The 21,963-nt window shown below is 63.1% G+C and carries 21 protein-coding genes; 16 read left to right on the top strand and 5 right to left on the bottom strand.

All coding sequences use genetic code 11. The features are described from left to right. The first annotated feature begins 201 nt into the window (after positions 1-201). The 6 genes from hslV (at position 202) to FJV83_RS17310 (ending at position 5,502) form a co-directional block, all read left to right on the top strand. Positions 202-753 carry an ATP-dependent protease subunit HslV gene (gene hslV, locus FJV83_RS17335; RefSeq protein ID WP_095771488.1) on the top strand — a complete coding sequence of 184 codons (552 nt, stop codon included), beginning with the start codon at positions 202-204 and terminating at the stop codon, positions 751-753. After that, complete coding sequence (locus tag FJV83_RS17330; protein WP_095771487.1) at positions 743-1,258, top strand: GNAT family N-acetyltransferase; 516 nt, start codon at positions 743-745, stop codon at positions 1,256-1,258. The genes hslV and FJV83_RS17330 overlap by 11 nt, the downstream gene beginning before the upstream one ends. Further along, a complete protein-coding gene (locus FJV83_RS17325) occupies positions 1,255-2,412 on the top strand; it encodes a hypothetical protein (RefSeq protein ID WP_185973443.1) in 1,158 nt (385 codons plus the stop codon). The genes FJV83_RS17330 and FJV83_RS17325 overlap by 4 nt, the downstream gene beginning before the upstream one ends. A 49-nt stretch (positions 2,413-2,461) precedes the next feature. Continuing rightward, entirely contained in the window at positions 2,462-3,061 is a 600-nt protein-coding gene (locus FJV83_RS17320) for a DUF2585 domain-containing protein (RefSeq protein ID WP_142886767.1), read from the top strand. Positions 3,062-3,065: 4 nt separating this feature from the next. Further along, positions 3,066-4,376: an ATP-dependent protease ATPase subunit HslU gene (hslU, locus tag FJV83_RS17315; protein ID WP_095771485.1), complete on the top strand. Its 1,311-nt coding sequence runs from the start codon at positions 3,066-3,068 to the stop codon at positions 4,374-4,376. A gap of 166 nt (positions 4,377-4,542) precedes the next feature. After that, positions 4,543-5,502: a DUF1402 family protein gene (locus FJV83_RS17310; RefSeq protein ID WP_095771484.1), complete on the top strand. Its 960-nt coding sequence runs from the start codon at positions 4,543-4,545 to the stop codon at positions 5,500-5,502. 6 nt (positions 5,503-5,508) lie between these two features. Here FJV83_RS17310 and FJV83_RS17305 read toward each other — a convergent pair whose 3' ends face one another. Genes FJV83_RS17305 through FJV83_RS17295 form a run of 3 tightly spaced genes read right to left on the bottom strand, consistent with a single transcriptional unit; the run spans position 5,509 to position 8,183 of the window. Then, positions 5,509-6,747 carry an FAD-dependent oxidoreductase gene (locus FJV83_RS17305; RefSeq protein ID WP_185973444.1) on the bottom strand — a complete coding sequence of 413 codons (1,239 nt, stop codon included), beginning with the start codon at positions 6,745-6,747 and terminating at the stop codon, positions 5,509-5,511. After that, entirely contained in the window at positions 6,744-7,058 is a 315-nt protein-coding gene (locus FJV83_RS17300) for a MocE family 2Fe-2S type ferredoxin (RefSeq protein WP_095771483.1), read from the bottom strand. Before FJV83_RS17300 ends, FJV83_RS17305 begins: the two co-directional genes overlap by 4 nt. 33 nt (positions 7,059-7,091) lie before the next feature. Next, positions 7,092-8,183, bottom strand: a complete 1,092-nt coding sequence (locus tag FJV83_RS17295; protein ID WP_095792186.1) for a fatty acid desaturase family protein — start codon at positions 8,181-8,183, stop codon at positions 7,092-7,094. Between the two features lie 166 nt (positions 8,184-8,349). Here FJV83_RS17295 and FJV83_RS17290 point away from each other — a divergent pair, with 166 nt between their 5' ends. The 7 genes from FJV83_RS17290 to FJV83_RS17260 all read left to right on the top strand — a co-directional run bounded on the left by FJV83_RS17290 (position 8,350) and on the right by FJV83_RS17260 (position 16,070). Continuing rightward, positions 8,350-9,381, top strand: coding sequence for a LacI family DNA-binding transcriptional regulator (locus FJV83_RS17290; protein WP_095771914.1), 1,032 nt, complete (start codon positions 8,350-8,352; stop codon positions 9,379-9,381). A 295-nt stretch (positions 9,382-9,676) separates the two neighbouring features. Further along, the gene (locus tag FJV83_RS17285; RefSeq protein ID WP_095771482.1) at positions 9,677-10,618 is read left to right on the top strand and encodes a sugar ABC transporter substrate-binding protein; all 942 of its coding nucleotides are present in this window, start codon (positions 9,677-9,679) and stop codon (positions 10,616-10,618) included. Positions 10,619-10,721: 103 nt separating this feature from the next. Beyond that, on the top strand, positions 10,722-11,798 hold the full coding sequence (locus FJV83_RS17280) for an ABC transporter permease (protein WP_142886768.1): 1,077 nt from the start codon (positions 10,722-10,724) through the stop codon (positions 11,796-11,798). A 2-nt stretch (positions 11,799-11,800) separates the two neighbouring features. Beyond that, positions 11,801-12,568 (top strand): ATP-binding cassette domain-containing protein, encoded by a 768-nt coding sequence (locus tag FJV83_RS17275; RefSeq protein ID WP_095771480.1) that lies wholly within the window; start codon positions 11,801-11,803, stop codon positions 12,566-12,568. 121 nt (positions 12,569-12,689) lie between these two features. Continuing rightward, positions 12,690-13,685 (top strand): inositol 2-dehydrogenase, encoded by a 996-nt coding sequence (gene iolG, locus FJV83_RS17270; RefSeq protein WP_142886769.1) that lies wholly within the window; start codon positions 12,690-12,692, stop codon positions 13,683-13,685. A 37-nt stretch (positions 13,686-13,722) separates the two neighbouring features. Beyond that, complete coding sequence (locus tag FJV83_RS17265) at positions 13,723-14,517, top strand: SDR family oxidoreductase (protein WP_142886770.1); 795 nt, start codon at positions 13,723-13,725, stop codon at positions 14,515-14,517. 461 nt (positions 14,518-14,978) lie between these two features. Next, positions 14,979-16,070, top strand: coding sequence for a 3-deoxy-7-phosphoheptulonate synthase (locus tag FJV83_RS17260; protein WP_142886771.1), 1,092 nt, complete (start codon positions 14,979-14,981; stop codon positions 16,068-16,070). A 115-nt stretch (positions 16,071-16,185) separates the two neighbouring features. Here the strand turns inward: FJV83_RS17260 and FJV83_RS17255 are convergent, their stop codons facing one another. Next, complete coding sequence (locus FJV83_RS17255) at positions 16,186-16,821, bottom strand: LysE family translocator (protein ID WP_095773124.1); 636 nt, start codon at positions 16,819-16,821, stop codon at positions 16,186-16,188. Positions 16,822-16,950: 129 nt separating this feature from the next. Between FJV83_RS17255 and FJV83_RS17250 the strand changes: the two genes are divergently transcribed. Further along, the gene (locus FJV83_RS17250) at positions 16,951-17,646 is read left to right on the top strand and encodes a YafY family protein (RefSeq protein ID WP_142886772.1); all 696 of its coding nucleotides are present in this window, start codon (positions 16,951-16,953) and stop codon (positions 17,644-17,646) included. 12 nt (positions 17,647-17,658) lie between these two features. Here FJV83_RS17250 and FJV83_RS17245 read toward each other — a convergent pair whose 3' ends face one another. Beyond that, positions 17,659-18,768, bottom strand: a complete 1,110-nt coding sequence (locus FJV83_RS17245; protein WP_142886773.1) for a Gfo/Idh/MocA family oxidoreductase — start codon at positions 18,766-18,768, stop codon at positions 17,659-17,661. Positions 18,769-18,924: 156 nt separating this feature from the next. Between FJV83_RS17245 and FJV83_RS17240 the strand changes: the two genes are divergently transcribed. Together FJV83_RS17240 and iolC are read left to right on the top strand one after the other, a co-directional pair. Beyond that, positions 18,925-19,770, top strand: coding sequence for a MurR/RpiR family transcriptional regulator (locus FJV83_RS17240; RefSeq protein WP_185973449.1), 846 nt, complete (start codon positions 18,925-18,927; stop codon positions 19,768-19,770). 232 nt (positions 19,771-20,002) lie between these two features. After that, positions 20,003-21,937, top strand: coding sequence for a 5-dehydro-2-deoxygluconokinase (iolC, locus tag FJV83_RS17235; protein WP_142886775.1), 1,935 nt, complete (start codon positions 20,003-20,005; stop codon positions 21,935-21,937). Positions 21,938-21,963 lie beyond the last annotated feature (26 nt).

The raw sequence follows: 21,963 nt of genomic DNA, 5'->3' as shown, positions 1-21,963 counted from the left end.
GACGAGCTTCGAACATTCACCGGCTTGAAAACGAAAGCCTTCTATCAGCATGATCCGGCGATTGCCAGTTGCCTCGGACAGAGGTATCGGCCTTGCCGGAGGAGCGATTTGCAATCATTGGTCCCATGCATACATATGGCCGATAAAATCACTCGTACCGCGCCAATCGCCTTTTGGGATCGCGCGAATCGGAGCCAATAAATGTCTGATAATCTGACCATGCACGCCACGACCATCGTGACGGTGCGCAAGGGCAACAAGGTGGTGATCGCCGGCGACGGCCAGGTCAGCCTTGGCCAGACCATCATGAAGGGCAATGCCCGCAAGGTCCGCCGCATCGGCAAGGGGGGCAATGTGATCGCCGGTTTCGCCGGCGCTACCGCCGATGCCTTCACGCTGCTGGAACGGCTGGAAGCCAAGCTCGAACAATATCCCGACCAGCTGACGCGCGCCTGCGTCGAACTCGCCAAGGACTGGCGCACCGACCGCTATCTGCGCCGGCTGGAAGCGATGATGCTGGTGGCCGACAAGTCGGTCTCGCTGGCGCTGACCGGCACCGGCGACGTGCTCGAACCCGAACATGGCGTCATGGCCATCGGTTCGGGCGGCAATTACGCGCTGGCCGCGGCGCGGGCGCTGATGGACTCCGACAAGGATGCCGAGGAGATCGCCCGCAAGGCGATGCAGATCGCCTCCGACATCTGCGTCTACACCAACAACAACTTCGTCGTCGAAACGCTCGATGCCGCTTGAGCAGGCCGTGCTCTACGATTTTCGGCCGGTGACGGAAAAAGACCTGCCGATGATCGCCGGCTGGCTTGCCGAACCGCATGTCGCGGAATGGTGGAACGACCCCGAGACGGAAATCGCCGAGATTCGCGATCATATCGACTCGATTTCGGTCGAGCCGCTGATCGTCGAACTCGACGGCAAACCGATCGCCTATCTGCAGAGCTACGACCCGCATCTGGAAGACGACCACCCCTATGCCGACCAGCCGTTCGGCACGCTCGGCATCGACCTGTCGATCGGCCCGCCGGAACTGGTCGGCCTCGGTCACGGCTCGGCGATCGTGCGGCAATTCGTCGAGCAGCTGTTCGAGGAAGGCGTGCCGCGCGTCATCATCGACCCCGACCCGGGCAATGCTCGGGCCATCCGGGCCTATGAAAAGGCTGGCTTTGTTGCCTTTGACACCAGAACATCGGAGTTCGGCCCGGCGTTGATGATGGCGCGCGACGCGCCGCAGGAGCCCGATTGATCAGCGCCGAAACACTCGACAAAGCAGTCGCGAAAGGTTTGATCTCGCAAACCCTGCGCGATCAGTTGGAGGCCATGGAACGCGCGGGCGCTCTCGCCCCGGCCGGGCGCGCCGATGACGAGGGTGACGAGGAAAACCTGCGCTTGGTCGGCGGCGGGAACGATCTGTTCGTCACCGTGGGAACCGTTCTGCTTAGCGCCGGCTTCTTCTTTGTCCTCACCACCTTGCTTCCAGGCCAGACATTCGGGATCGCTGGCATCCTCGCGGTTTTCGCCTGGGGGCTCGCCGAAATTGTCACGCGTCAGCACCGGATGAAACTATCGTCGTCCGTGCTTGCCCTGATTTTCATGGCCGCCATGCTGGTCGCTCTGGCGCTACGAGTGGAGGCCAGCTTCGGCATACGCAAGCCGGAGACGATCTGGCAGCTATTGGCGTTGCGCCAGACGGCGTCCCGGGCCGGATATCTGTTCCTGGGCGGAGGAATAATTGCGGCGGCGATCTATTTCTGGCGCTTTCGCGTCCCCATCATTGCCGGGGCTATCGCCATCGCCTTCACACTGCTTGCCTTCCTGCAAACGGCGATAATCCTGTATGATAGCGTGACAACGGGCGCGATTGCGCCGCCACGCCTTGAGGATGTTCCCGAACTACTCCGCGCGGCCCTCTACATGCCGCTGGTCTGCGGCCTGATCGTGTTCGCGACGGGTGTGGCTTTTGACATTTACGACAGGGATCGACGCAAGATCTGGTCCGATTGCGCCTTCTGGCTGCATGTCGTCTCGGCGCCTATGCTGGTGCATCCGCTCTTTATCATGGCAACCGGGCAGAACGTCGTATTCGGACATATCGCGCCGGACGCCAATGCAACCATCATGCTGGCGGTCCTGATCCTCGGCTTCCTCTATGTCGCGCTCGCCATAGACCGCCGTTCGCTTCTGGTTCCCACATTGGCTTACTTCGGCTCGCTGGTTATCTATTATCTGGTGAATTCAGCCTCCGATTCGACGGGTATCCCGCCTTTTGCCTTGATCCTGGTCGTTGTCGGCGCGCTCATTATTCTGTTCGGAGCTGGCTGGCAGCGTATCCGGCGGATTGTCGTCAAACCCACTTTGCCGGCGGCCGTGATCCGTCGGCTACCGCCGCTGAAGGCGTGACGGGCTTGGTGGTGGTCGAGACAGCGACGCGGAAGAGGGACAATAGGGCATGATCGCATCCGTCGAGGACAAAGAGCTCTCGGCCTACGAAAACAGCTGGCGGATGGGGCTGCTGATCGTGCTTGGCCTGGTCATCGTCCAGGCCGTCACGCTCTACCTGATGGGCCGGACACCGATCTGCACCTGCGGCTATGTCAAACTGTGGCACGGCGTGGTGAACAGCTCCGAGAATTCCCAGCACATTTCCGACTGGTACACTTTCTCGCACATCATCCACGGCTTCCTGTTCTATGCCCTGGCGAGGTTCCTCTTTCCGCGTTCGCCGATCGGCTTGCGGCTGGCCTTCGCCGTCCTCATCGAGGGCGGCTGGGAATTGCTGGAGAACAGCCCGTTCATCATCGACCGCTACCGCGCCGGCACCATCTCGCTCGACTATTATGGCGACAGCATCATCAATTCGGTGTCCGACACACTGGCCATGGTGCTGGGATTTGTGATGGCGCGAAGGCTACCTATATGGGTGATCGTCAGCCTCGCCATCCTCTTCGAACTGGGTACCGGCTATCTTATCCGGGACAATCTGACACTCAACGTGATCATGCTGCTGCATCCGTTCGAGGCCATCAAGCAGTGGCAAAGTGGAATTTAGTGATATGAGCACATTCTCCCCCCGCGAAATCGTTTCGGAACTCGACCGCTTCATCATCGGCCAGAAGGACGCCAAACGCGCCGTGGCCATCGCCTTGCGCAACCGCTGGCGCCGCCAGCAGCTGGAAGGCCAGATGCGCGAAGAGGTGATGCCGAAGAACATCCTGATGATCGGCCCGACCGGCGTCGGCAAGACCGAGATCTCGCGCCGCCTGGCGCGGCTGGCCGGCGCGCCCTTCGTCAAGGTCGAGGCGACCAAGTTCACCGAGGTCGGCTATGTCGGCCGTGACGTCGAGCAGATCATCCGTGACCTCGTCGAGATCGCCATCGGGCTCGTCCGCGAAAAGATGCGCGAGGACGTCAAGGCGCGCGCCCACATCAATGCCGAGGAACGCGTTCTGGAAGCGCTGGTCGGCAAGACCGCCAGCCCAGCGACGCGCGACTCTTTCCGCAAGAAGCTGCGCGACGGCGAACTGGACGACAAGGAAATCGAGATCGAAGTGGCCGACACCGGCAATGGCGGCATGCCCGGCTTCGAGATTCCCGGCATGCCGGGCGCCAATATCGGCGTGCTGAACATCAACGACATGCTGTCGAAGGCGATGGGCGGCAAGAAGACCAAGCTGCGCAAGACGACGGTAAAGGAATCCTACGATCTCCTGGTCAGCGACGAGTCCGACAAGCTGCTCGACCAGGACGAGGTGGTGCGCCGGGCGCTCGATGCCGCGGAAAACGACGGGATCGTCTTCCTCGACGAAATCGACAAGATCGCCGCCAGGTCCGACATTTCCGGCGGCCCTTCGCGCGAAGGCGTGCAGCGCGACCTGCTGCCGCTGGTCGAGGGCACCACGGTGGCGACCAAATACGGGCCGTTGAAGACGGATCACATCCTGTTCATCGCCTCGGGCGCGTTCCACGTCTCGAAGCCATCCGACCTGTTGCCGGAATTGCAGGGCCGCCTGCCGATTCGCGTAGAACTGCGCGCCTTGGAGAAGCAAGATTTCGTCCGCATCCTGACCGAGACGGAAGCGAGCCTGATCAAGCAATATATCGCGCTGATGAAGACCGAGGGTGTCGACCTGACCTTCACCGACGACGCCATCGATTCGCTGGCCGGCATTGCCGTCGACCTCAATGACAGCGTCGAGAACATCGGCGCCCGGCGGCTGCAGACGGTGATGGAGCGGGTGCTGGACGAAATTTCGTATGACGCGCCAGACCGCAACGGCACGTCGGTCACGATCGACGCCGCCTATGTGGAAAAGCATGTCGGCGACCTGTCGCGAAACACAGATTTGTCGCGATTCATCCTTTAAAGCACGGCACCGGTTGATCCGGCGCCGGTTCAGGCAGCCGGCAGAACAATCATGTGTGGCCAGATGGTACCATCTGGCCACCTTTCGACTTGCCGGGTGAAGGGGCTCTCGACTCGACCCAGAGCACTACCCTAGTTTGCGCGGCAATACCTCTAGGCGGCGGCGCATGAAAAAATTCATCCCAATCATTCTCGGCTTGATGCTGGCGGCGACGCTGTTGGCGGCTGAAGCAGCGACACTCGTGCCGCCGGGAAACCGCAATGCCGAGCAGCCCGACATTCCCGGCGCCTCGAGCCGACGCACGCAGGCGACCAACACCACCTTCCAGGCCAAATACCGCAAGGTCTATGCCTTGCTGCAGAACGACCCCGATCTGCGCGGCAAGATCAAGAAGGCTGCCGCCGCCTATGGCATCGATCCGATGCATATCGTCGGCGCCATCGTCGGCGAACACACCTACAATGTCGACGCCTACGACCGGCTGCAGACCTATTACGTCAAGGCGATCTCCTATCTCTCCAGCAAGCTGTCCTTCGCCTATGACGGCGAGGACATCACCGATTTCGTGCAGCGGCCGGAATTCAAGAAATGCGCAGGGATGTCAGACAGCTACGACCTCTGGGAATGCCGCGAGCAGGTGTGGAACCATGCGTTTCGCGGCAAGAACGTCGGCGGCGAGGACTTTCCCGACGACCGATTCGGCGCCACCTTCTTCCAGCCCTATTATGCCGGCCAGACTTTTGGGCTCGGCCAGCTCAACCCGCTGACCGCACTGCAGATGAGCGATCTCGTGCACAAGGTGTCAGGCCTGCCGAAGCTCGATGTCGGCGATCCCAATTCGGTCTACAAGACCATCATGGATCCGGACCTGACGCTGCCTTATGTCGCCGCGACGATCAGGAAATCGATCGATGCCTATAAGAGCATTGCCGGCTTCGACATTTCGGGCAATCCGGGTCTGACCGCGACACTCTACAATGTCGGCAATCCAGAGCAGCGCGCCGAAGCGCTGAAAGCGGAAAACGGCAGGCGTCGCGCCGCAGGCGAGCCGGAAAAACTGCCTGAGGAGAATTATTACGGCTGGCTGGTCAACGACAAGCTGCCGGAACTGAAGGCGCTGTTCTAGATCGTTTCACGCCGCCAGCAGCGACTTCAGCTTGACGGCCTGTGATCCCAGTGCTTCCGGTGCCGGGCTGGCGCGCTTGCCGATCAGCATTTCGGCCAGCCGGATGTCGCGGGCGACCGCATTGCCTGGGCCGATGCCGCTGGCCGCCACGAGCCGGCCGTCCTCATCCAGATGGAACAGGATGAAGGCGCCTTCACCGAGATCGCGTCGCACCGTGCCGCTGCCTTCGTCCGAAAGCCCTGCGATCTGCAAGGTGAGCCCATACTGATCCGACCAGAACCACGGCACAGCCGCATGCGCCTCGCCGGCGCCGAGCATATTCCTTGCCGCCAGCGCACCTTGCTCCTGCGCATTGCGCCAGGCTTCGAGCCGCACACGGCGGCCGCCGTAGACTGCAAGCGGGAACGAACAGCAGTCGCCGGCAGCGAAGATGTCGGGATCACTGCTGCGCAGCTCGGCATCGACCGCAATGCCGTTGTCGATGGTCAGGCCGGCTTCGGCTGCGAGCCCGGTCACCGGCACCGCGCCGATGCCGATAATGACGAGGTCGGCTGATATTTCGCGCCCGCCGGCGAGCGTCACGCGCACCTCCTTGCCGTCGTCGGCGATGGAGGCGATGCCATCGCCGCACAGTATGTCGACGCCTTCGGCGATGTGCGCCTGATGGATGATTTCGGCGATCTCGGCCGGCACGCCGCGCATCAGGATGCGCGGCTGCGCCTCGATGACGGTGACCGCAGCGCCGAGCTTGCGGGCCGCCGCGGCGAGTTCGAGGCCAATGAAGCCGCCGCCGACAATGGTGATACGGTTGCCGGCGCTGAGATGGGCGCGAATGGCCAGCGCATCGGCGAAGGTTCTGAGATACACGCAGCGCGCGCCAAGGCCCGGCATCGGCAGTTTGCGCGGGGCCGAGCCGGTGGCCAGCAGGAGCTTGTCGTATGGCAGTACCGAACCGTTGGACAGGCGCACCCTATGCGCCGCACGATCGATCGCCACGGCCTGGACGGAATGGGTATGCCGGATCGACTTCTCGGCCAGCACCGCGTCGCTGGCGATCGCCTTGATTTCGGGCGCATCGCTGGCCATCGCCTCCTTGGACAGAGGCGGGCGCTCGTAGGGCAGATGCGGTTCGTCGCCGACCAGCGTCACCGGCCCCTCATAACCGAGATCGCGCAGCGTGAGCGCTGCCCGCCCGCCGCATTCGCCGGCGCCGATGATGACCATTCCCCGCGCCATCCCCATCATCCGACCTGAACGAGGACTTTGCCGGCGTCGACCTTGACCGGATAGGTTTTCAGGTTGACGCAGACCGGGGCGCCCCTGGCCGCGCCGGTCTTGTAGTTGAAGCGGCCATTGTGCTTGGGGCATTCGATGATGTCGTCCATCACCAGACCGTCGGCGAGGTGTACCTTCTCATGCGTGCAAAGCCCGTCCGTGGCGAAATATTCGTCGTCTGGGCTGCGATAGATGGCGAAGGTGCGCCCGCCATGATCGAAGCGCATCACATCCTCTTCATCGATGTCGTCGGCAGCACAGGCCTCGACCCAGTCGCTCATTCGGTCCTCCCCGTAAAAATGGATTCGCCGCGATCATTCCGCAGCGGCGGCGACGGCGTCGCCGTGGAATTCCTCGCGGTACGGCCGGGCGGTCGGCGGCAGTTCGCGCTTGAGGAAATAGTCCTCGTTGCGCAACTGGCGCAGGAAGGCCGGGATCATCTCGCGGTAGCCGGCCAGGATCGACGGTGTCGGCGCCGGCAGATCGTGCTTGATCAGTTCGTGCAGCTTCGGCAGCGCATGGTAGGGCACCATCGGGAACATGTGATGCTCGACATGATAGTTCATGTTCCAGTAGATGAAGCGGCTGATCGGGTTCATGTAGACGGTACGGCTGTTCAGCCGGTGATCGATGACATTGTCGGCCAGGCCGCCATGCTGCAGCAGACCGACCATGACGTGATGCCAGGCGCCATAGAGCCTGGGCAGGCCGACCAGCATCAAAGGCAGGAACGAGCCGGAATAGACCGCCAAGCCGATGGTTGCGGCATAGATCGCCGTCCAGATGCGGGCGATGCGGATCGCCTTGCCCTGTTCCTGCTCGGGAATGAAGGTCTTTTCGGCGGCGCTGATGTTGCCGGCGGCGTTGCGCAGCATGTCCGACATCGCATGCCAGGCGTCGAGGACACCGACAAAGCCGAGGAGCGCGCGCACCAGGTCCGGCGGCCGCATGACCGAGATTTCGGGGTCGCGGCCGACGATGATGGTGTCGGTGTGGTGGCGCGTGTGGCTCCAGCGCCAGGTCACCGGATTGCGCATGATCATGAAGCAGGCGATCTGATAGATCGCATCATTCATCCACTGCGTCCGGAACGCCGTGCCGTGCCCGCATTCGTGCCAGCGGGAATCCGTCGATGAACCGTAGAGGACGCCATAGACGAAGAAGAACGGCACGCACCACCAACTGCCCCAGAACCAGGCGCCGCCGGCGCCGCTGGCGATGAGCGCGGCGAGCCAGATCGCAGTGTCGCGGATCGCCGGCCCGTCGGAGCGCTGCATCAGTTCCTTCATCTGCTTGCGGGGCACGTCGGTGTGATACCACTCGGCCGCCGACAGTCCGTTTTCCACGGCGAGTTTGGCGTCGCGGCCGATCAGGCTGTAGTCCCGCCGGGACGGCGCAGTGGTCATGATTGCCTCCTCGGCAAGGCACTCGTCCAAGCGAATGCCGGTTGCCCATATACCTTCCAGCCTGAAAATACCGTTTGCTCGTGATAGACTCAATCTCACAAAGATAGTTTCTATCATTTCCTATCAGAATGATGTATCAATGCTCGGCAGTCAAACGAGGACGATCATGGCGAAACGGCCGACTATATCCGATCTGGCGCGCATCTCCGGCGTCAGCGTCGCCACGGTGGACCGCGTACTCAACAATCGCCTGCCGGTGCGCGAGGAGACCGCGCGGCGCGTCTATGAGACCGCGACCGAGATCGGCTACCATGCGGCCGGCCTGATCAAGCAGCGGATGCGCCATGAACTGCCGGAGTACCGGCTCGGCTTCCTGCTTTTGCGAGGCAACGATGTCTTCTACGGCGATTTCGCAGCGGAGCTCGAACTGGCGGTGTCGCAGTCGCAGAGGTTCCGCGGCGCCGCAACCATCGACTTCGCCAGTTCCCTGGTCCCCGACGAGATCGCCGCCCAGATGCGCAAGCTGGCGGCGAAATCGAGGGCCATCGCCGTTGTCGGCCCGGACCACCCGACCCTGACGGCGGCCGTCGAGGCGTTGAAGGCGCGGGGACAACCGGTCTTCTCGCTGCTGTCCGACTTTGCCGCCGGTATCCGCGAGGGCTATGTCGGCCTCGACAACCGCAAGGTCGGTCGTACCGCGGCCTGGATGATCGCCAAAGCAGCGCGGCAGCCCGGCAAAGTCGCCCTCTTCGTCGGCAGCCATCGCTTCCATGGCCACGAATTGCGCGAGATCGGCTTCCGCTCTTTCTTTCGCGAGCATGCACCCGACTTCAGCGTGCTGGAAACGCTGGTCAACCTGGAAGCGAACCAGGTAACCCATGATGCGATGATCGATCTTCTGGCGCGCTATCCGGATCTTGCCGGCTGCTACGTCGCGGGCGGCGGCATGGAAGGCGCGGTCTCGGCGCTGCGGGCAGCAAGGCCCGTAAATATGCCGGTGGTGGTCTGCAACGAGATCAACGCCGAGTCGCGCGCGGCACTCGCCGACAACATCCTCACCATGGTGATCTCGACGCCGCTGGCCGCTCTGTGCCGCGAGTTGGTCGATCGGATGGTGCATGCCATCGAAACCGGCGCGGCCAACGCGCCTGGCCAGACCTTCCTGCCCTTCGACATCTATCTGCCGGAAAATATCTGAGCTTTCCCGGGCGGGAGCAACCGCCAGAATGATAGAATCCATCAGAGCGATCCGAAAATCCGGCGGCAGGCCGCGGAATCGCCCTTGACGTTCCGCTGGAATGGAATAAATATTTCACCCACTGTACATTTTGGTTCTTTCGTTCCGGAACGTCTGTTTCAGACAGAGGGTTGGGTTCCAGCCCAAGCAGAGAATGCCCACGGAGCGAAGCGATATCAGGGAGAGATTCCCCGGGGAGATCGGGGATTCCGGATAAATCGGTGCAACCGGACACCAAAAGTGGAGGAGAGATACAATGAAGAAACTGCTTTTGGGCGTCGCTTTCGCGGCGCTGATGAGTTCATCGGCTTTTGCCGCCAAGATCGGCGTATCGATGGCCAAGTTCGACGACAACTTCCTCACCGTGCTGCGCAATGGGATGATCGCCCAGGCCAAGGGCATGAGCGGCGTCGAGTTGCAGGTCGAAGACGCACAGAACGACGTTGCCAAGCAGCTCGACCAGATCAAGAACTTCGCCGCTTCGGGCGTCGACGCGATCATCGTCAACCCGGTCGACACCTCGGCCACACAGGCGATGTCGGATGCTGCCGCCGCCGCCAAGATTCCGCTGGTCTATGTCAACCGCGAGCCGGTCAATGTGAACTCGCTGCCCGACAACCAGGCCTTCGTCGCCTCGAACGAAGCCGATTCCGGCACGCTCGAGACCAAGGAAGTCTGCCGTCTGTTCAAGGAAGCCGGCAAGAAGGAAGCCAATGTCTATGTGATCATGGGCGAGCTTTCCAACCAGGCTGCCGTGCAGCGCACCAAGGACATTGAAGAGGTGATCGCGACGCCGGACTGCAGTTTCATCAAGATCATCGACAAGCAGACCTCGAACTGGGATCGCGACCAAGCGCAGAACCTGATGACCAACTGGCTGTCGACCGGCAAGAAGTTCGACGGCGTCATCGCCAACAATGACGAAAGCGCCATCGGCGCCATCCAGGCGATGAAGGCCGCCAACATCGACATGAAGGCGGTTGTCGTCGGCGGCGTCGACGCCACGCAGGATGCGCTTGCCGCCATGCAGGCCGGCGACCTCGACGCAACCGTGTTCCAGGACGCGGCCGGCCAGGGCGCGGGCGCGCTGGACGCGGCGCTGAAACTGTCCAAGGGCGAGAAGGTCGAGCACAAGGTCTATGTGCCGTTCCAGCTTGTGACCCCGGCGAACATCGACAAGTTCCTGAAGAAGAACTGAGCCGCGGATATCGAGAGCGGCGCTGCACAGGCAGCGCCGCTCCCCCTTCCCTCGGCGCCTGAAGGCGCTCGAGGCGCGACCGTGGCTGACGGAGGATAGAAGATTGGCACAGACATCTCATGGCGTCGGAGGGCTCACCTACGATGCGAAGAAGCGCACATGGCCGCCCGAATTCAATGTCTTCCTGGCGCTCGTCATTCTCGTCGTCATCTTCGAACTGATCGGCCGCATCTTTCTCGGCGACAGTTTCCTGTTCAACACCCGCAGCGACGTCTCGGGGATCTTCAACGAGGCACGCCTGCAGATCATCATCCTGCAGGTGTCGATCGTCGGCATCATCGCCATCGGCGTGACGCAGGTGATCATTTGCGGCGGCATCGACCTGTCTTCCGGTTCGATCGTCGGCGCGACCGCGATGATCGCCATGAGTTTCGCCCAGGTGGCGACCGTCAACGGCAATCCCAACCCCAAGGCGATGTTTCTGGCGCAAGGCTGGACCGACCTGCCCGTCATCGTGCCGCTGCTGGTGGCGATCGGCTGCGGCCTGCTCGCCGGTCTGGTCAACGGTGCCTTGATCGCCTACACGCGCATCCCACCGTTCATCGCCACGCTCGGCATGATGGTGACCGCGCGCGGCATCGCCAAATGGTGGTCGAAGGGCCAGCCGATCTCGTTTCCCACCGACAGTTTCGCGGCGATCGGCAAGGGCCTGATGCCCGTCATCATCTTCCTGTCGCTGGCCGTGCTGTTCCAGCTCATCATGACCTACACGCGCTACGGCAAGCATTGTTACGCGATTGGGTCCAATGAGGATGCCGCACGCATGTCCGGCATCAAGATCGCCAACCACAAGATCCTGGTCTACGTCATCGCCGGCATTCTCGCCTCGCTCGCCGCCGTGGTGCTCTGCTCCAAGAACCTCACCGCCCAGGCCGGCATGGGCGTGATGTACGAACTCGACGCCATCGCCATGGCGGTCATAGGCGGCGTCTCGCTGTCGGGCGGCCGCGGCTCGATCATCGGCACGGTGATCGGCTCGCTGATCTTCGGCGTCATCATCTCCGGCTTCACCTTCCTGCGCCTCGACGCCTACTACCAAGAGATGGTCAAGGGCGTGATCATCGTCGGTGCGGTCGTTCTCGACCAGTGGCGCCAACGCCTGCGGGCATTGAGGGCTTGACCATGTCAGACATCGTTCTGAAGACCGAAAACCTGACCAAGCGCTATGGCGGCGTGCATGCGCTGGAAGGCGCCAACTTCGAGCTGCGCAAGGGCGAGCATGTCGCCATCATGGGTGACAACGGCGCCGGCAAATCGACCTTCGTGCGCCAGATCACCGCTGTCGAGCAACGTACCAGCGGCCAGATCTGGTTCGACGGCAAGGAGGTGAATTTCACCGGCCCGATCGCGGCGCGCGAGGCCGGCATCGAGACGGTGTTCCAGAACCTGGCGCTGGCCGACGATCTCGACGTGCCGTCGAACCTTTTCCTCGGTCGCGAAAAGGTGCTGTTCAATCTCGGACCTTTCTCGATCCTCGACCGCAAATACATGCGCAAGGCGACCGAAGCGGCGCTGGTGCGCACCGCGGTGAAGATCCCCAACCTTTCCAACACCATCCGCCACATGTCCGGCGGCCAGCGCCAGTGCGTGGCGATCGCCCGGACCGCGACCTTCGCCTCCAAGCTGATCATCATGGACGAGCCGACCGCCGCACTCGGCGTGCAGGAGACGGCGCAGGTCGAAAACATCATCCGCACGCTGAAGGACAATGGCGAGCCGCTGATCCTGATCAGCCACAATATGCGCCAGGTGTTCGACCTGTGCGACCGCATCGTGGTGTTCCGGCGCGGCCGCATCGTCGCCAATCTGCGCAAGGAAAACACGGACGGCCAGGACATCGTGTCCTACATCACCGGCGCCAAGACCGGGGAGGCGGAACTCGCGGCCTAGGCGAGAGGGGTCACCCGCTTCCGGGACGATCTGCCGCGCCAGGAAAATACCCCAGCCACCTTTCCCTGACGGGAAGGTGCGGACACAACTCTCTCGAACCCATCCCTCAGAGGAAATATCCATGACTGTTCGTTTCGCCCTCCTCGGTGCCGGCCGCATCGGCAAGGTCCACGCCCGCGCTGTCGGCTCCAACCCCGATGCAAAACTGGTGGCGGTGGCCGATGCCTTCGAGAAGGCGGCAAAAGAGCTGGCGAGTGCCTATGGCGCCGAGGTGCGCACCATCGACGCCATCGAGAAATCCAAGGATATCGACGCCGTCGTCATCTGCACGCCCACCGACACCCATGCCGATCTGATCGAGCGTTTCGCCAAGGCCGGCAAGGCGATCTTCTGCGAGAAGCCGATCGACCTGAACGTCAAGCGCGTCGAGAAATGCCTGGCCGTGGTCGAGAGGGCCAACGCGACGCTGATGGTCGGCTTCAACCGCCGCTTCGATCCCCACTTCGCCGCCGTGCGCAAGGCAATCGACGACGGCGCCATCGGCACGGTTGAGATGGTCACCATCACCTCGCGCGATCCGGGTGCGCCGCCGATCGACTACATCAAGCGCTCCGGCGGCATCTTCCGCGACATGACCATCCATGATTTCGACATGGCGCGCTTCCTGCTCGGCGAGGAGCCGGTGGCGGTCTCCGCGCACGCTTCGGTGCTTGTCGACAAGACGATTGGCGAGGCCGGGGATTTCGATAGCGTCAGCGTCATCCTGGAGACGGCTTCCGGCAAGCAGGCCGTCATCTCCAATTCGCGCCGCGCCACCTATGGCTACGACCAGCGCATCGAGGTGCATGGTTCAAAAGGCATGATCGCGGCGGAAAACCAGCGGCCGGTGTCGATCGAACTGGCCAATGAGAAGGGCTATACGCGCCCGCCGCTGCACGACTTCTTCATGACCCGCTATCTCGACGCCTATGCCATCGAGATCGCCTCGTTCATTGCCGCCGCGACGTCCGGCAAGAAGGCGGCGCCGAGCGGCGCCGACGGCCTCGTGGCGCTGAAGCTGGCGGATGCGGCGCTGAAGTCGGCAACGACAGGCAAGACCGTTCGTCTCGACAAGTAAGAACCGGAAATCGGACCCAAGCCAAAGGAGCAAAGCGATGAGCGCATCCGCCGATCGCAATTCACAGACACGCGCCATCGTTACCGGCGGGGCGCAAGGCATCGGCTTCGCCGTCGCCGAAGCGCTGGCCGACGAAGGCTGCCGGGCATTGGCGCTCGTCGGCCGGTCGCAGGAGAAGGGGGACAAGGCCGTCGCCCACTTCAAAAAGGCCGGCGTCGACGCGATCTTCATCAGCGCCGACGTTTCGAAGGTGGCGGACTGCAAGCGCGCGGTGGCGACCGCGCTCGCGCATTTCGGCACGCTGAACGCGCTGGTCAACGCCGCCGCCACCTCGGCGCGCGGCTCACTGGTCGAAACCACGGAAGAGCTTTTCGACCAGATCTTCGAAACCAATGTGCGCGGACCCTTCTTCCTGATGCAGGGGCTGGTCGCGCATCTCTTGGAGCGCAAGGCCCCGGGCTCGATCGTCAACGTGCTGTCGATGTCGGCGCATGCCGGCCAGTCCTTCCTGACGCCCTATTCGACCAGCAAGGGCGCGCTGATGACGCTGACCAAGAACGTCGCCAATGCCTATCGCTTCAACCGCATCCGCTGCAACGCCGTGCTGCCCGGCTGGATGGATACCGAGGGCGAAGACATCGTGCAGAAGAAATGGCACGACGCCCCGGACGACTGGCTGGCGAAAGCCGAGGCCGCGCAGCCGATGGGCCAGTTGGTCAAGCCGGACCAGCTTGCGCGGCTGATCAGCTACATGGTCAGCCCGCAATCGGGCGTCATGACCGGGTCGTTGGTCGACTACGACCAGAGTGTTGCGGGGTCGTCGCCGGAGTAGCAGCGAGCTGAGCAAACGGTCCTCACTTCGTCATCCACGGGCGGAGCAAGGAGCGAAGCGACGCGGCGCATACCCCTGGAGCTGCTCCGCAGCCCAAGGGATCCATGCCGGGACTCTTGAGCACCGCTGCGGTGCAGAATTCTGCCCAGCTGCGCTCCACGGCCAAGGTCACGGAATGGATCCCAGGGTCTTCGCGACGCCGCTTCGCGGCTGCTCCAGGGATGACGAAATCGGGGACTTCGACCTTCGGGAGTCGTCAAGGGGGACGTGACAAACGCCCCGGCTTCGACTATATGAGCCGCATGATCCACCTGTCCGCCACCTATTGGTACTTTAGCAGCTCGCTGGCGGCGGGAGGATTGCGCTCGATCTGAAGATTGCAGCAACAAGATCCGAACAGCCGCCAGACCTGGCGGCTTTTTTGTTTCAGCCGGCAGGTCTCCTAACAGGAGCAGAAAGCCGTGTTGACCACCACAGACGACCTCCGGGTCAAGGAAATCCGAGAACTGAGCACGCCGGACCAGGTGATGCGGGAGATCCCGCGCACGCTGACGGCGACGCGCACCGTGAGCGCCTCGCGCAACGCCATCCATGCTATTCTGAACGGCACCGACGACCGGTTGCTTGTCGTCGTCGGACCTTGTTCGATCCACGATCCGGTCGCGGCCGTTGACTATGCCAGCCGTCTGGCGGCGCTGCGCGAGACCCTGTCCGACCGGCTCGAGATCGTCATGCGGGTGTATTTCGAGAAGCCGCGCACAACGGTCGGCTGGAAGGGACTGATCAACGATCCCGACCTCGACGGCAGCTTCAACATCGACAAGGGGCTGCGGATGGCGCGCAATGTGCTGTCGGCCGTCAACAATCTCGGCCTGCCGGCGGCGACCGAATTCCTCGACATGACCACGCCGCAATACATTGCCGACCTCGTCGCCTGGGGCGCCATCGGCGCGCGCACGACCGAGAGCCAGATCCACCGCGAGCTGGCCTCGGGCCTGTCCTGCCCGGTCGGCTTCAAGAACGGCACCGACGGCAATCTCAGGATCGCCGGGGAGGCGGTGAAATCGGCCGCCCAGCCACATCATTTCATGGCGGTGACCAAGGGCGGACGCAGCGGCATCGCCACGACCACAGGCAATAAGGACTGCCACGTCATCCTGCGCGGCGGCGTCCAGCCCAACTATGACGCGGCGAGCGTCGAGGCGGCCTCGGTCGAACTCGCCCGCATCGGTGTCGCGCCGCGGCTGATGATCGACGTCAGCCACGCCAACTCGGCCAAGAAGCCGGAGAACCAGCCGAAGGTGGCGGCCGATGTGGCCGGCCAGGTGGCGGCGGGCGACGAGCGCATTATCGGCCTGATGATCGAGAGCAATCTCGTCGCCGGCCGGCAGGACGTGGTGCCCGGCAAGCCGCTGGTCTATGGCCAGAGCATCACCGATGGCTGCATCGACTGGGCGACCACCGAGACCGTGCTGCACGGCCTTGCCGGTGCCGTCGAGTGGCGCCGGTCGGCACGCCGCGCCATGCTGGAAAGCCGGCAGGGCGCCGCCTGATCCGATGACGATGTGGGAGGGGCGGCGCTGGAGCATGATCCCGAAAAGTGGAAACCGGTTTTCTCGGACAAACGGTTTCCGTTTGTCCAGAGATCATGCTCCAACAAAGGGCAGATTACGCCGCCCTCAGCCCTTCCCAGGCGGTGAACACCGAGACCGCAAAGAGCAACAGCCCGGCCGCGCGGCCGGCAAGAATGGTCGCCCGCGGATTGGCGATCAGAAGCTTGCGGCTGCGCCCGGCGGTGATGGCAAGCCCACCATAGATCGCGGCCTGCGTCAGCACCGTCATCAACCCCATCACGGTCGCCTGCACCCAGATCGGGCCGTAGTCCGGCTTGAGGAACTGCGGATAGACGGCAAGCACGAACAGATAGGCCTTCGGGTTGATCAGGCAAGTCACCAGCCCCTGGCGAAACGCCTTCCACGCCGAGCGGCTGCCGACAGGCCCGTCATGACCGACGGTTATGGAGCTGCGCATCAGCGTGATGCCGATGAAGGCCATGTAGGCGGCGCCGGCGATCAGCAGCGGCTTGAACAGGATCGGCACGAAATGCATGAGAAGGCCAACGCCGATCGCCCCGTTCAGCGTGTGCACCATACCGCCGACCATGATGCCGCCGGTCGCGGCCAGGCCCCTGTCGCGGCCGCCGGTCAGCGCATTGGCCAACACGAACAGCATGTCCATGCCCGGAACGGCGATGATGCCGAACAGCAGGATAAAGAAAAGCCAGAGATTTTCCGCGTAACCCATGTCAGTTGCCTGTCGCCTTGTCCCACCAAGCCGCAGCGGAACCTGTTGATTTTCAATTCGATAGGCAGTCCTATAGGTCGACCCAACTGACAATGGTGTGTCAGTTGGGGTCGGAACGGGGTGAGGAAAATGCGCAAGGCGTCACGCCTGTTCGAGATCATCCAGATCCTGCGGCTGGCGCGGCAGCCGGTGACGGCCGCCATGATCGCCGAGCGTTTGGAAGTGACGATCCGATCGATCTATCGCGACATCGCCGCACTTCAGGCGATGCGCGTGCCGATCGAAGGCGGGCGCGGCATCGGCTACATACTGCGCCCCGGTTTCGACCTGCCGCCGCTGATGTTCTCGATCGAGGAGATGGAGGCGATCGTGCTGTCGCTGGCGCTGCTGGAGCGCACGGGCGACGACGAGCTCAAGCAGGCGGCCAAGCGCGTCAGCAGCAAGATCGCCGGCGCGGTGCCGCCGCCGCTGCGCCAGACCTTCGACGCCAATGCGCTGCATGCCTGGGGTTTTGCCGCGCCCTCGGCCGGCACGATCGACCTGGCGCTGGTGCGCCGCGCCATCCGCGACGAGGAGAAGCTCGATCTCTCCTACCGCGACGAACTTGGCCGCGCCTCCGAGCGCCTGATCCGCCCGATCGCGCTAATCTACTACGCCGAAACCGCCAACATCGTCGCCTGGTGCGAGTTGCGTCAGGCGATCCGCAATTTTCGCAGCGACCGCATCGAGGATTGCCAGCCGACCGGGTTGCGGTTCAAGGGCGAAGGCGATCGGTTGCGACAGATCTGGGTGGACGGCTGGGAGACCCCGGCTGTCGGCGGGTAAGGCGAGAGGGAGCTACCGCACATCCACCCAGCGCTTGTCCTCGAAGGAGCGTGCCATGGCATGCACGGTGCGCTCGATCTCCAGTCCCTCGGCGAATTCGATGAGGCGCGCCGGCCTGCCGGCAAGCCGCGTCAGCAATTCGTGGCACTCAATGATCTTGAGGTCGTTGAAGCCCAGGCCATGGCCGGGCGCCGGCAAGAAGGCGTCGTAGGGCTTGTGGTGCGGTGCCACCAGGATGGTGCGGTAGCCCTGTTCGGTCGGGCGGTCCGCGGTGAGATAGAGCTGCAATTCGTTCATCCGCTCCTGGTCGAACAGGATCGAGCCCTTGGAGCCGAATATCTGGATGGCGATGCGGCCCTTGCGGCCCCAGGCCGAGCGGTTGACCTGGAGCGTGCCGGCAATGCCGTTTTCCAGATGCATCAGGACGCTCGCTATATCATAGGTCTCGACCGCGCGGCGTCCGCCTGTCGCGAGCTTGCGGTCGGCATAGGGCTTGGCCATGTCGCAGATGACGCTGGCGACGCGGCCGAACAGCACCGAGACCAGCGACAGCGGATGCACGGCGAAATCGTCGAGCGCGCCATAGCCGGACGCGGCCTCGTGCTTCCAGAAGAACAGTGCCTCGGGATCGGCCATGAAATCCTCGTCCATCTCGATGCGCAGATGGTTGACCTCGCCGATGATGTTCTCGTCGAGCAGCGCGCCGATGTGACGGATGGCCGGGCTCTGGATGTAGTTGTAGCCCAGTGCAGCGACCTTGCCAGATTTCCTGGCCGCTGCCGCCATCGCCTCGGCTTCGGCAAAGCTCGGCGCCATCGGCTTTTCGCACCACAGATGCTTGCCGGCCTGGAGAATGGCGATGGCCATTTCCGGATGGAACTGGTTGGGCGTGGTCAGCGAGACGATATCGACCTCGGGATCGTTGACGACGGCGCGCCAGTCGCCGGAGGCCCTGGCAAAGCCGAACTCGCCGGCCTTGCGCCGGGCAAGCTCCTCATTGACCTCACCGAGATGGACGAGCCGGGGCTTGGCGACATCCGGAAAGACCACGCCGACGGCACTCCACGCAATGGCGTGACATTTGCCCATGAAACCCGTGCCGATAAGACCGACGCCGACCATTTTCCGTTTCCTCCGCTGCCTGAAGCACTGCGTGGATGAATTAGTCCATTTTCTCCAAGAATGGAATGTCTGCCTCATTTTTTATGGCGTTCTTGCGCGGGCTCGCTATGATGGGGCAGAGAGGACGCTTCACGGATGAGCTTGGACGGGCCGACGATGGACGAACGGATACCTCGCGACTTCGAGACGCTGCGCGCCACCATCCTCGACCGGCGTGAAAGCCTGCCGAAGCGCATCGCCCAGATCGCCGCCTACGCGCTCGACAATCCCGACGACATCGCCTTTGGCACCGCCGCCAGCATCGCCGCCTCGGCCGGCGTGCAGCCCTCAACCCTGATCCGCTTTGCCCAGCAGCTCGGTTTCGACGGCTTCACCAGCCTGCAGCAAGTGTTCCGCGAGCGGCTGCGCGAGCGCAACTCATCCTATGACGAGCGGCTACAGGCGCTGCGCGCCAAGGCCGAGGGTGGCGCCGGCCACCGGGCGATCTTCGACGGATTCGTCGCCGCCGCCAGCACCTCGCTCAACGACATTTCGCGCACGCTGGATGACGCGCATCTGGAAGACGCGATTTCGCTGCTGGCGAAGGCGCAGACCATCTATGTCTTGGCCAAGCGGCGCTCCTATCCGGCGGCGACCTATATCGCCTATGCGCTGGGCAAGCTGAAGATCCGCAACCAGTTGATCGAATCGGCCGCCGGCCTGAACGCCGAGATGATCGCCTTCGCCACGCCGGCGGACGCCGTCATCGCCATCTCCTTCTCGCCCTATGCGCCGGCCACCATCGAGGAAGCACGCACCATTTCCGAACAGGGCGTGCCGATCGTCGCCATCACCGACAGCTCGTTTTCGCCACTCGCCCAGTTCGCCAGGGTCTGGTTCGAGGTTGCCGAGGCGGATTTCGCAGGCTTCCGTTCGCTGTCGGCGACGATGGCGCTGGCCATGGCGCTGACCGTCGGCGTCGGCGAGAAGCGGCGCGATATGGGCCGCAAGCGCAAAGGCTGATCGGGCACCCTTTCTTGTTTGACCATGATCTTTTCCGAAAACCAGCAGCCACTTTTCGCTTACGCGGTCCCTTGGTTCGGGATCACGGGCAGGCAATTTTAGACGAAGGAATGCTCATTCCATATTGACTATGGATTGGAATTATTATTTCATATTCCCGGCACCACGCTGCCGCTCGCGCGTGTTACCCAAACAATGTTGTTCCTGACAACAAGACTGACGGGAGGATCCAATGAGCGAAGCAGTGGACGCCAAACAGGTGCCGCTCGACGTCATCACCATCGGTCGCGCTTCCGTCGACCTCTATGGCCAGCAGATCGGCTCGCGGCTGGAGGACATCACCTCCTTCGCCAAGTCGGTCGGTGGCTGCCCGGCCAACATTTCGGTCGGCACGGCGCGGCTCGGCTTGCGTTCGGCGCTGCTGACGCGTGTCGGCGACGAGCAGATGGGCCGCTTCATCCGCGAACAGCTGAAGCGTGAAGGCGTCAACACCGACGGGCTGAAGACCGACAAGGAGCGGCTGACCGCCCTAGTGCTGCTTTCGGTCGAGAGCGAAGGCGTTTCGCCGATGATCTTCTACCGTTCGGACTGCGCCGACATGGCGCTGGCGCCGGAAGACATTGACGAGGCGTTTATCTCTTCGGCGCGTTCGATCGTCGTCACCGGCACGCATTTTTCGCGCCCCAACAGCGACGCCGCCCAGCGCAAGGCGATCCGCATCATGAAAGCCAAGGGCGGCAAGGTTGTCTTCGACATCGACTATCGGCCCAATCTGTGGGGCCTCGCCGGCCATGCCGAAGGCTTCGAGCGCTACGTCAAATCGGACCGGGTCTCGGCCCAGCTGAAGACGGTTCTGCCCGATTGCGATCTCATCGTCGGCACCGAGGAAGAGATCATGATCGCCTCGGGCGCCGACGACTGCCTGAGCGCGCTGAAGACGATCCGCGCGCTGTCGTCGGCCACCATCGTGCTGAAACGCGGCGCCATGGGCTGCATCGTCTATGACGGACCGATCAGCGACGATCTGGAAGACGGTGTCGTCGGCAAGGGTTTTCCGATCGAGATCTACAATGTGCTGGGCGCCGGCGACGCCTTCATGTCCGGCTTCCTGCGCGGCTGGCTGGGTGGCGAAGACCATGCGACGGCAGCGACCTGGGCCAATGCCTGCGGCGCATTCGCCGTGTCGCGGCTGCTGTGCGCGCCGGAATATCCGACCTTCGATGAGCTGCAGTTCTTCCTCAAGAACGGCAGCAAATACAGGGCGCTGCGCAAGGACGAGGCGATCAACCATATCCATTGGGCAACCACCCGGCGGCGCGACATCCCGTCGCTGATGGCGCTCGCCTGCGACCACCGCGTGCAGCTCGAGGACGTGGCGGCGAAGGCCGGTGCCGATCCGGCGCGCATCCGCGATTTCAAGGTGCTGGCGGTCAAGGCAGCGGCGAAGGTCGCTGCCGGCCGTGACGGCTACGGCATGCTGATCGACGAGAAACATGGCCGCGAGGCGATGTTCGAATTCGCCGGGCATCCCTTCGCCTGGCTCGGCCGCCCTGTCGAATTGCCGGGCTCGCGGCCGCTGCGCTTCGAATTCTCGCAGGATATCGGCTCGCAGTTGGTGGAATGGCCGGTCGATCACTGCATCAAGTGCCTGTGCTTCTACCATCCCGACGATCCGGCGGCCTTGAAGGAAGAACAGCAGCAGAAATTGCGCGCGCTGTTCGAGGCGGCGCGGAAAGTCGGCCGGGAACTTCTCATCGAGATCATCGCCGGCAAGCACGGCAAGCTCGACGACACGACCATTCCGCGCGCGCTGGAAGAGCTCTATGCGCTCGGCATCAAGCCGGACTGGTGGAAGCTCGAGCCGCAGGCGTCGAGCGGCGCCTGGGCGAGGATCGAAGCGGTGATCCTGAAGCATGATCCGTGGTGCCGTGGCATCGTGCTGCTTGGCCTGGAAGCGCCGCAGGACGAGTTGGAGGCAGCTTTCGCCGCTACCGCCAAGGCACCGATCGTCAAGGGTTTCGCCGTCGGCCGCACCATCTTCGTCCATGCGGCTGAGGAGTGGCTGGCCGGCAGGATGTCGGATAACGAGGCTGTCGCCGACATGGCCTCGCGCTTCGAACAGTTGACCGAGGCGTGGCTTGCCGCGCGCGGCCGCAAGGCGGCATAAGAAGGCATTGGGACTGCGGAGGAAAA

This window comes from Mesorhizobium sp. WSM4307, assembly GCF_007003945.1.
Lineage (GTDB): Bacteria > Pseudomonadota > Alphaproteobacteria > Rhizobiales > Rhizobiaceae > Mesorhizobium.
The sequence above is the reverse complement of the archived record's forward strand: the minus strand, read 5'-3'. Positions and strand labels throughout refer to the sequence as shown.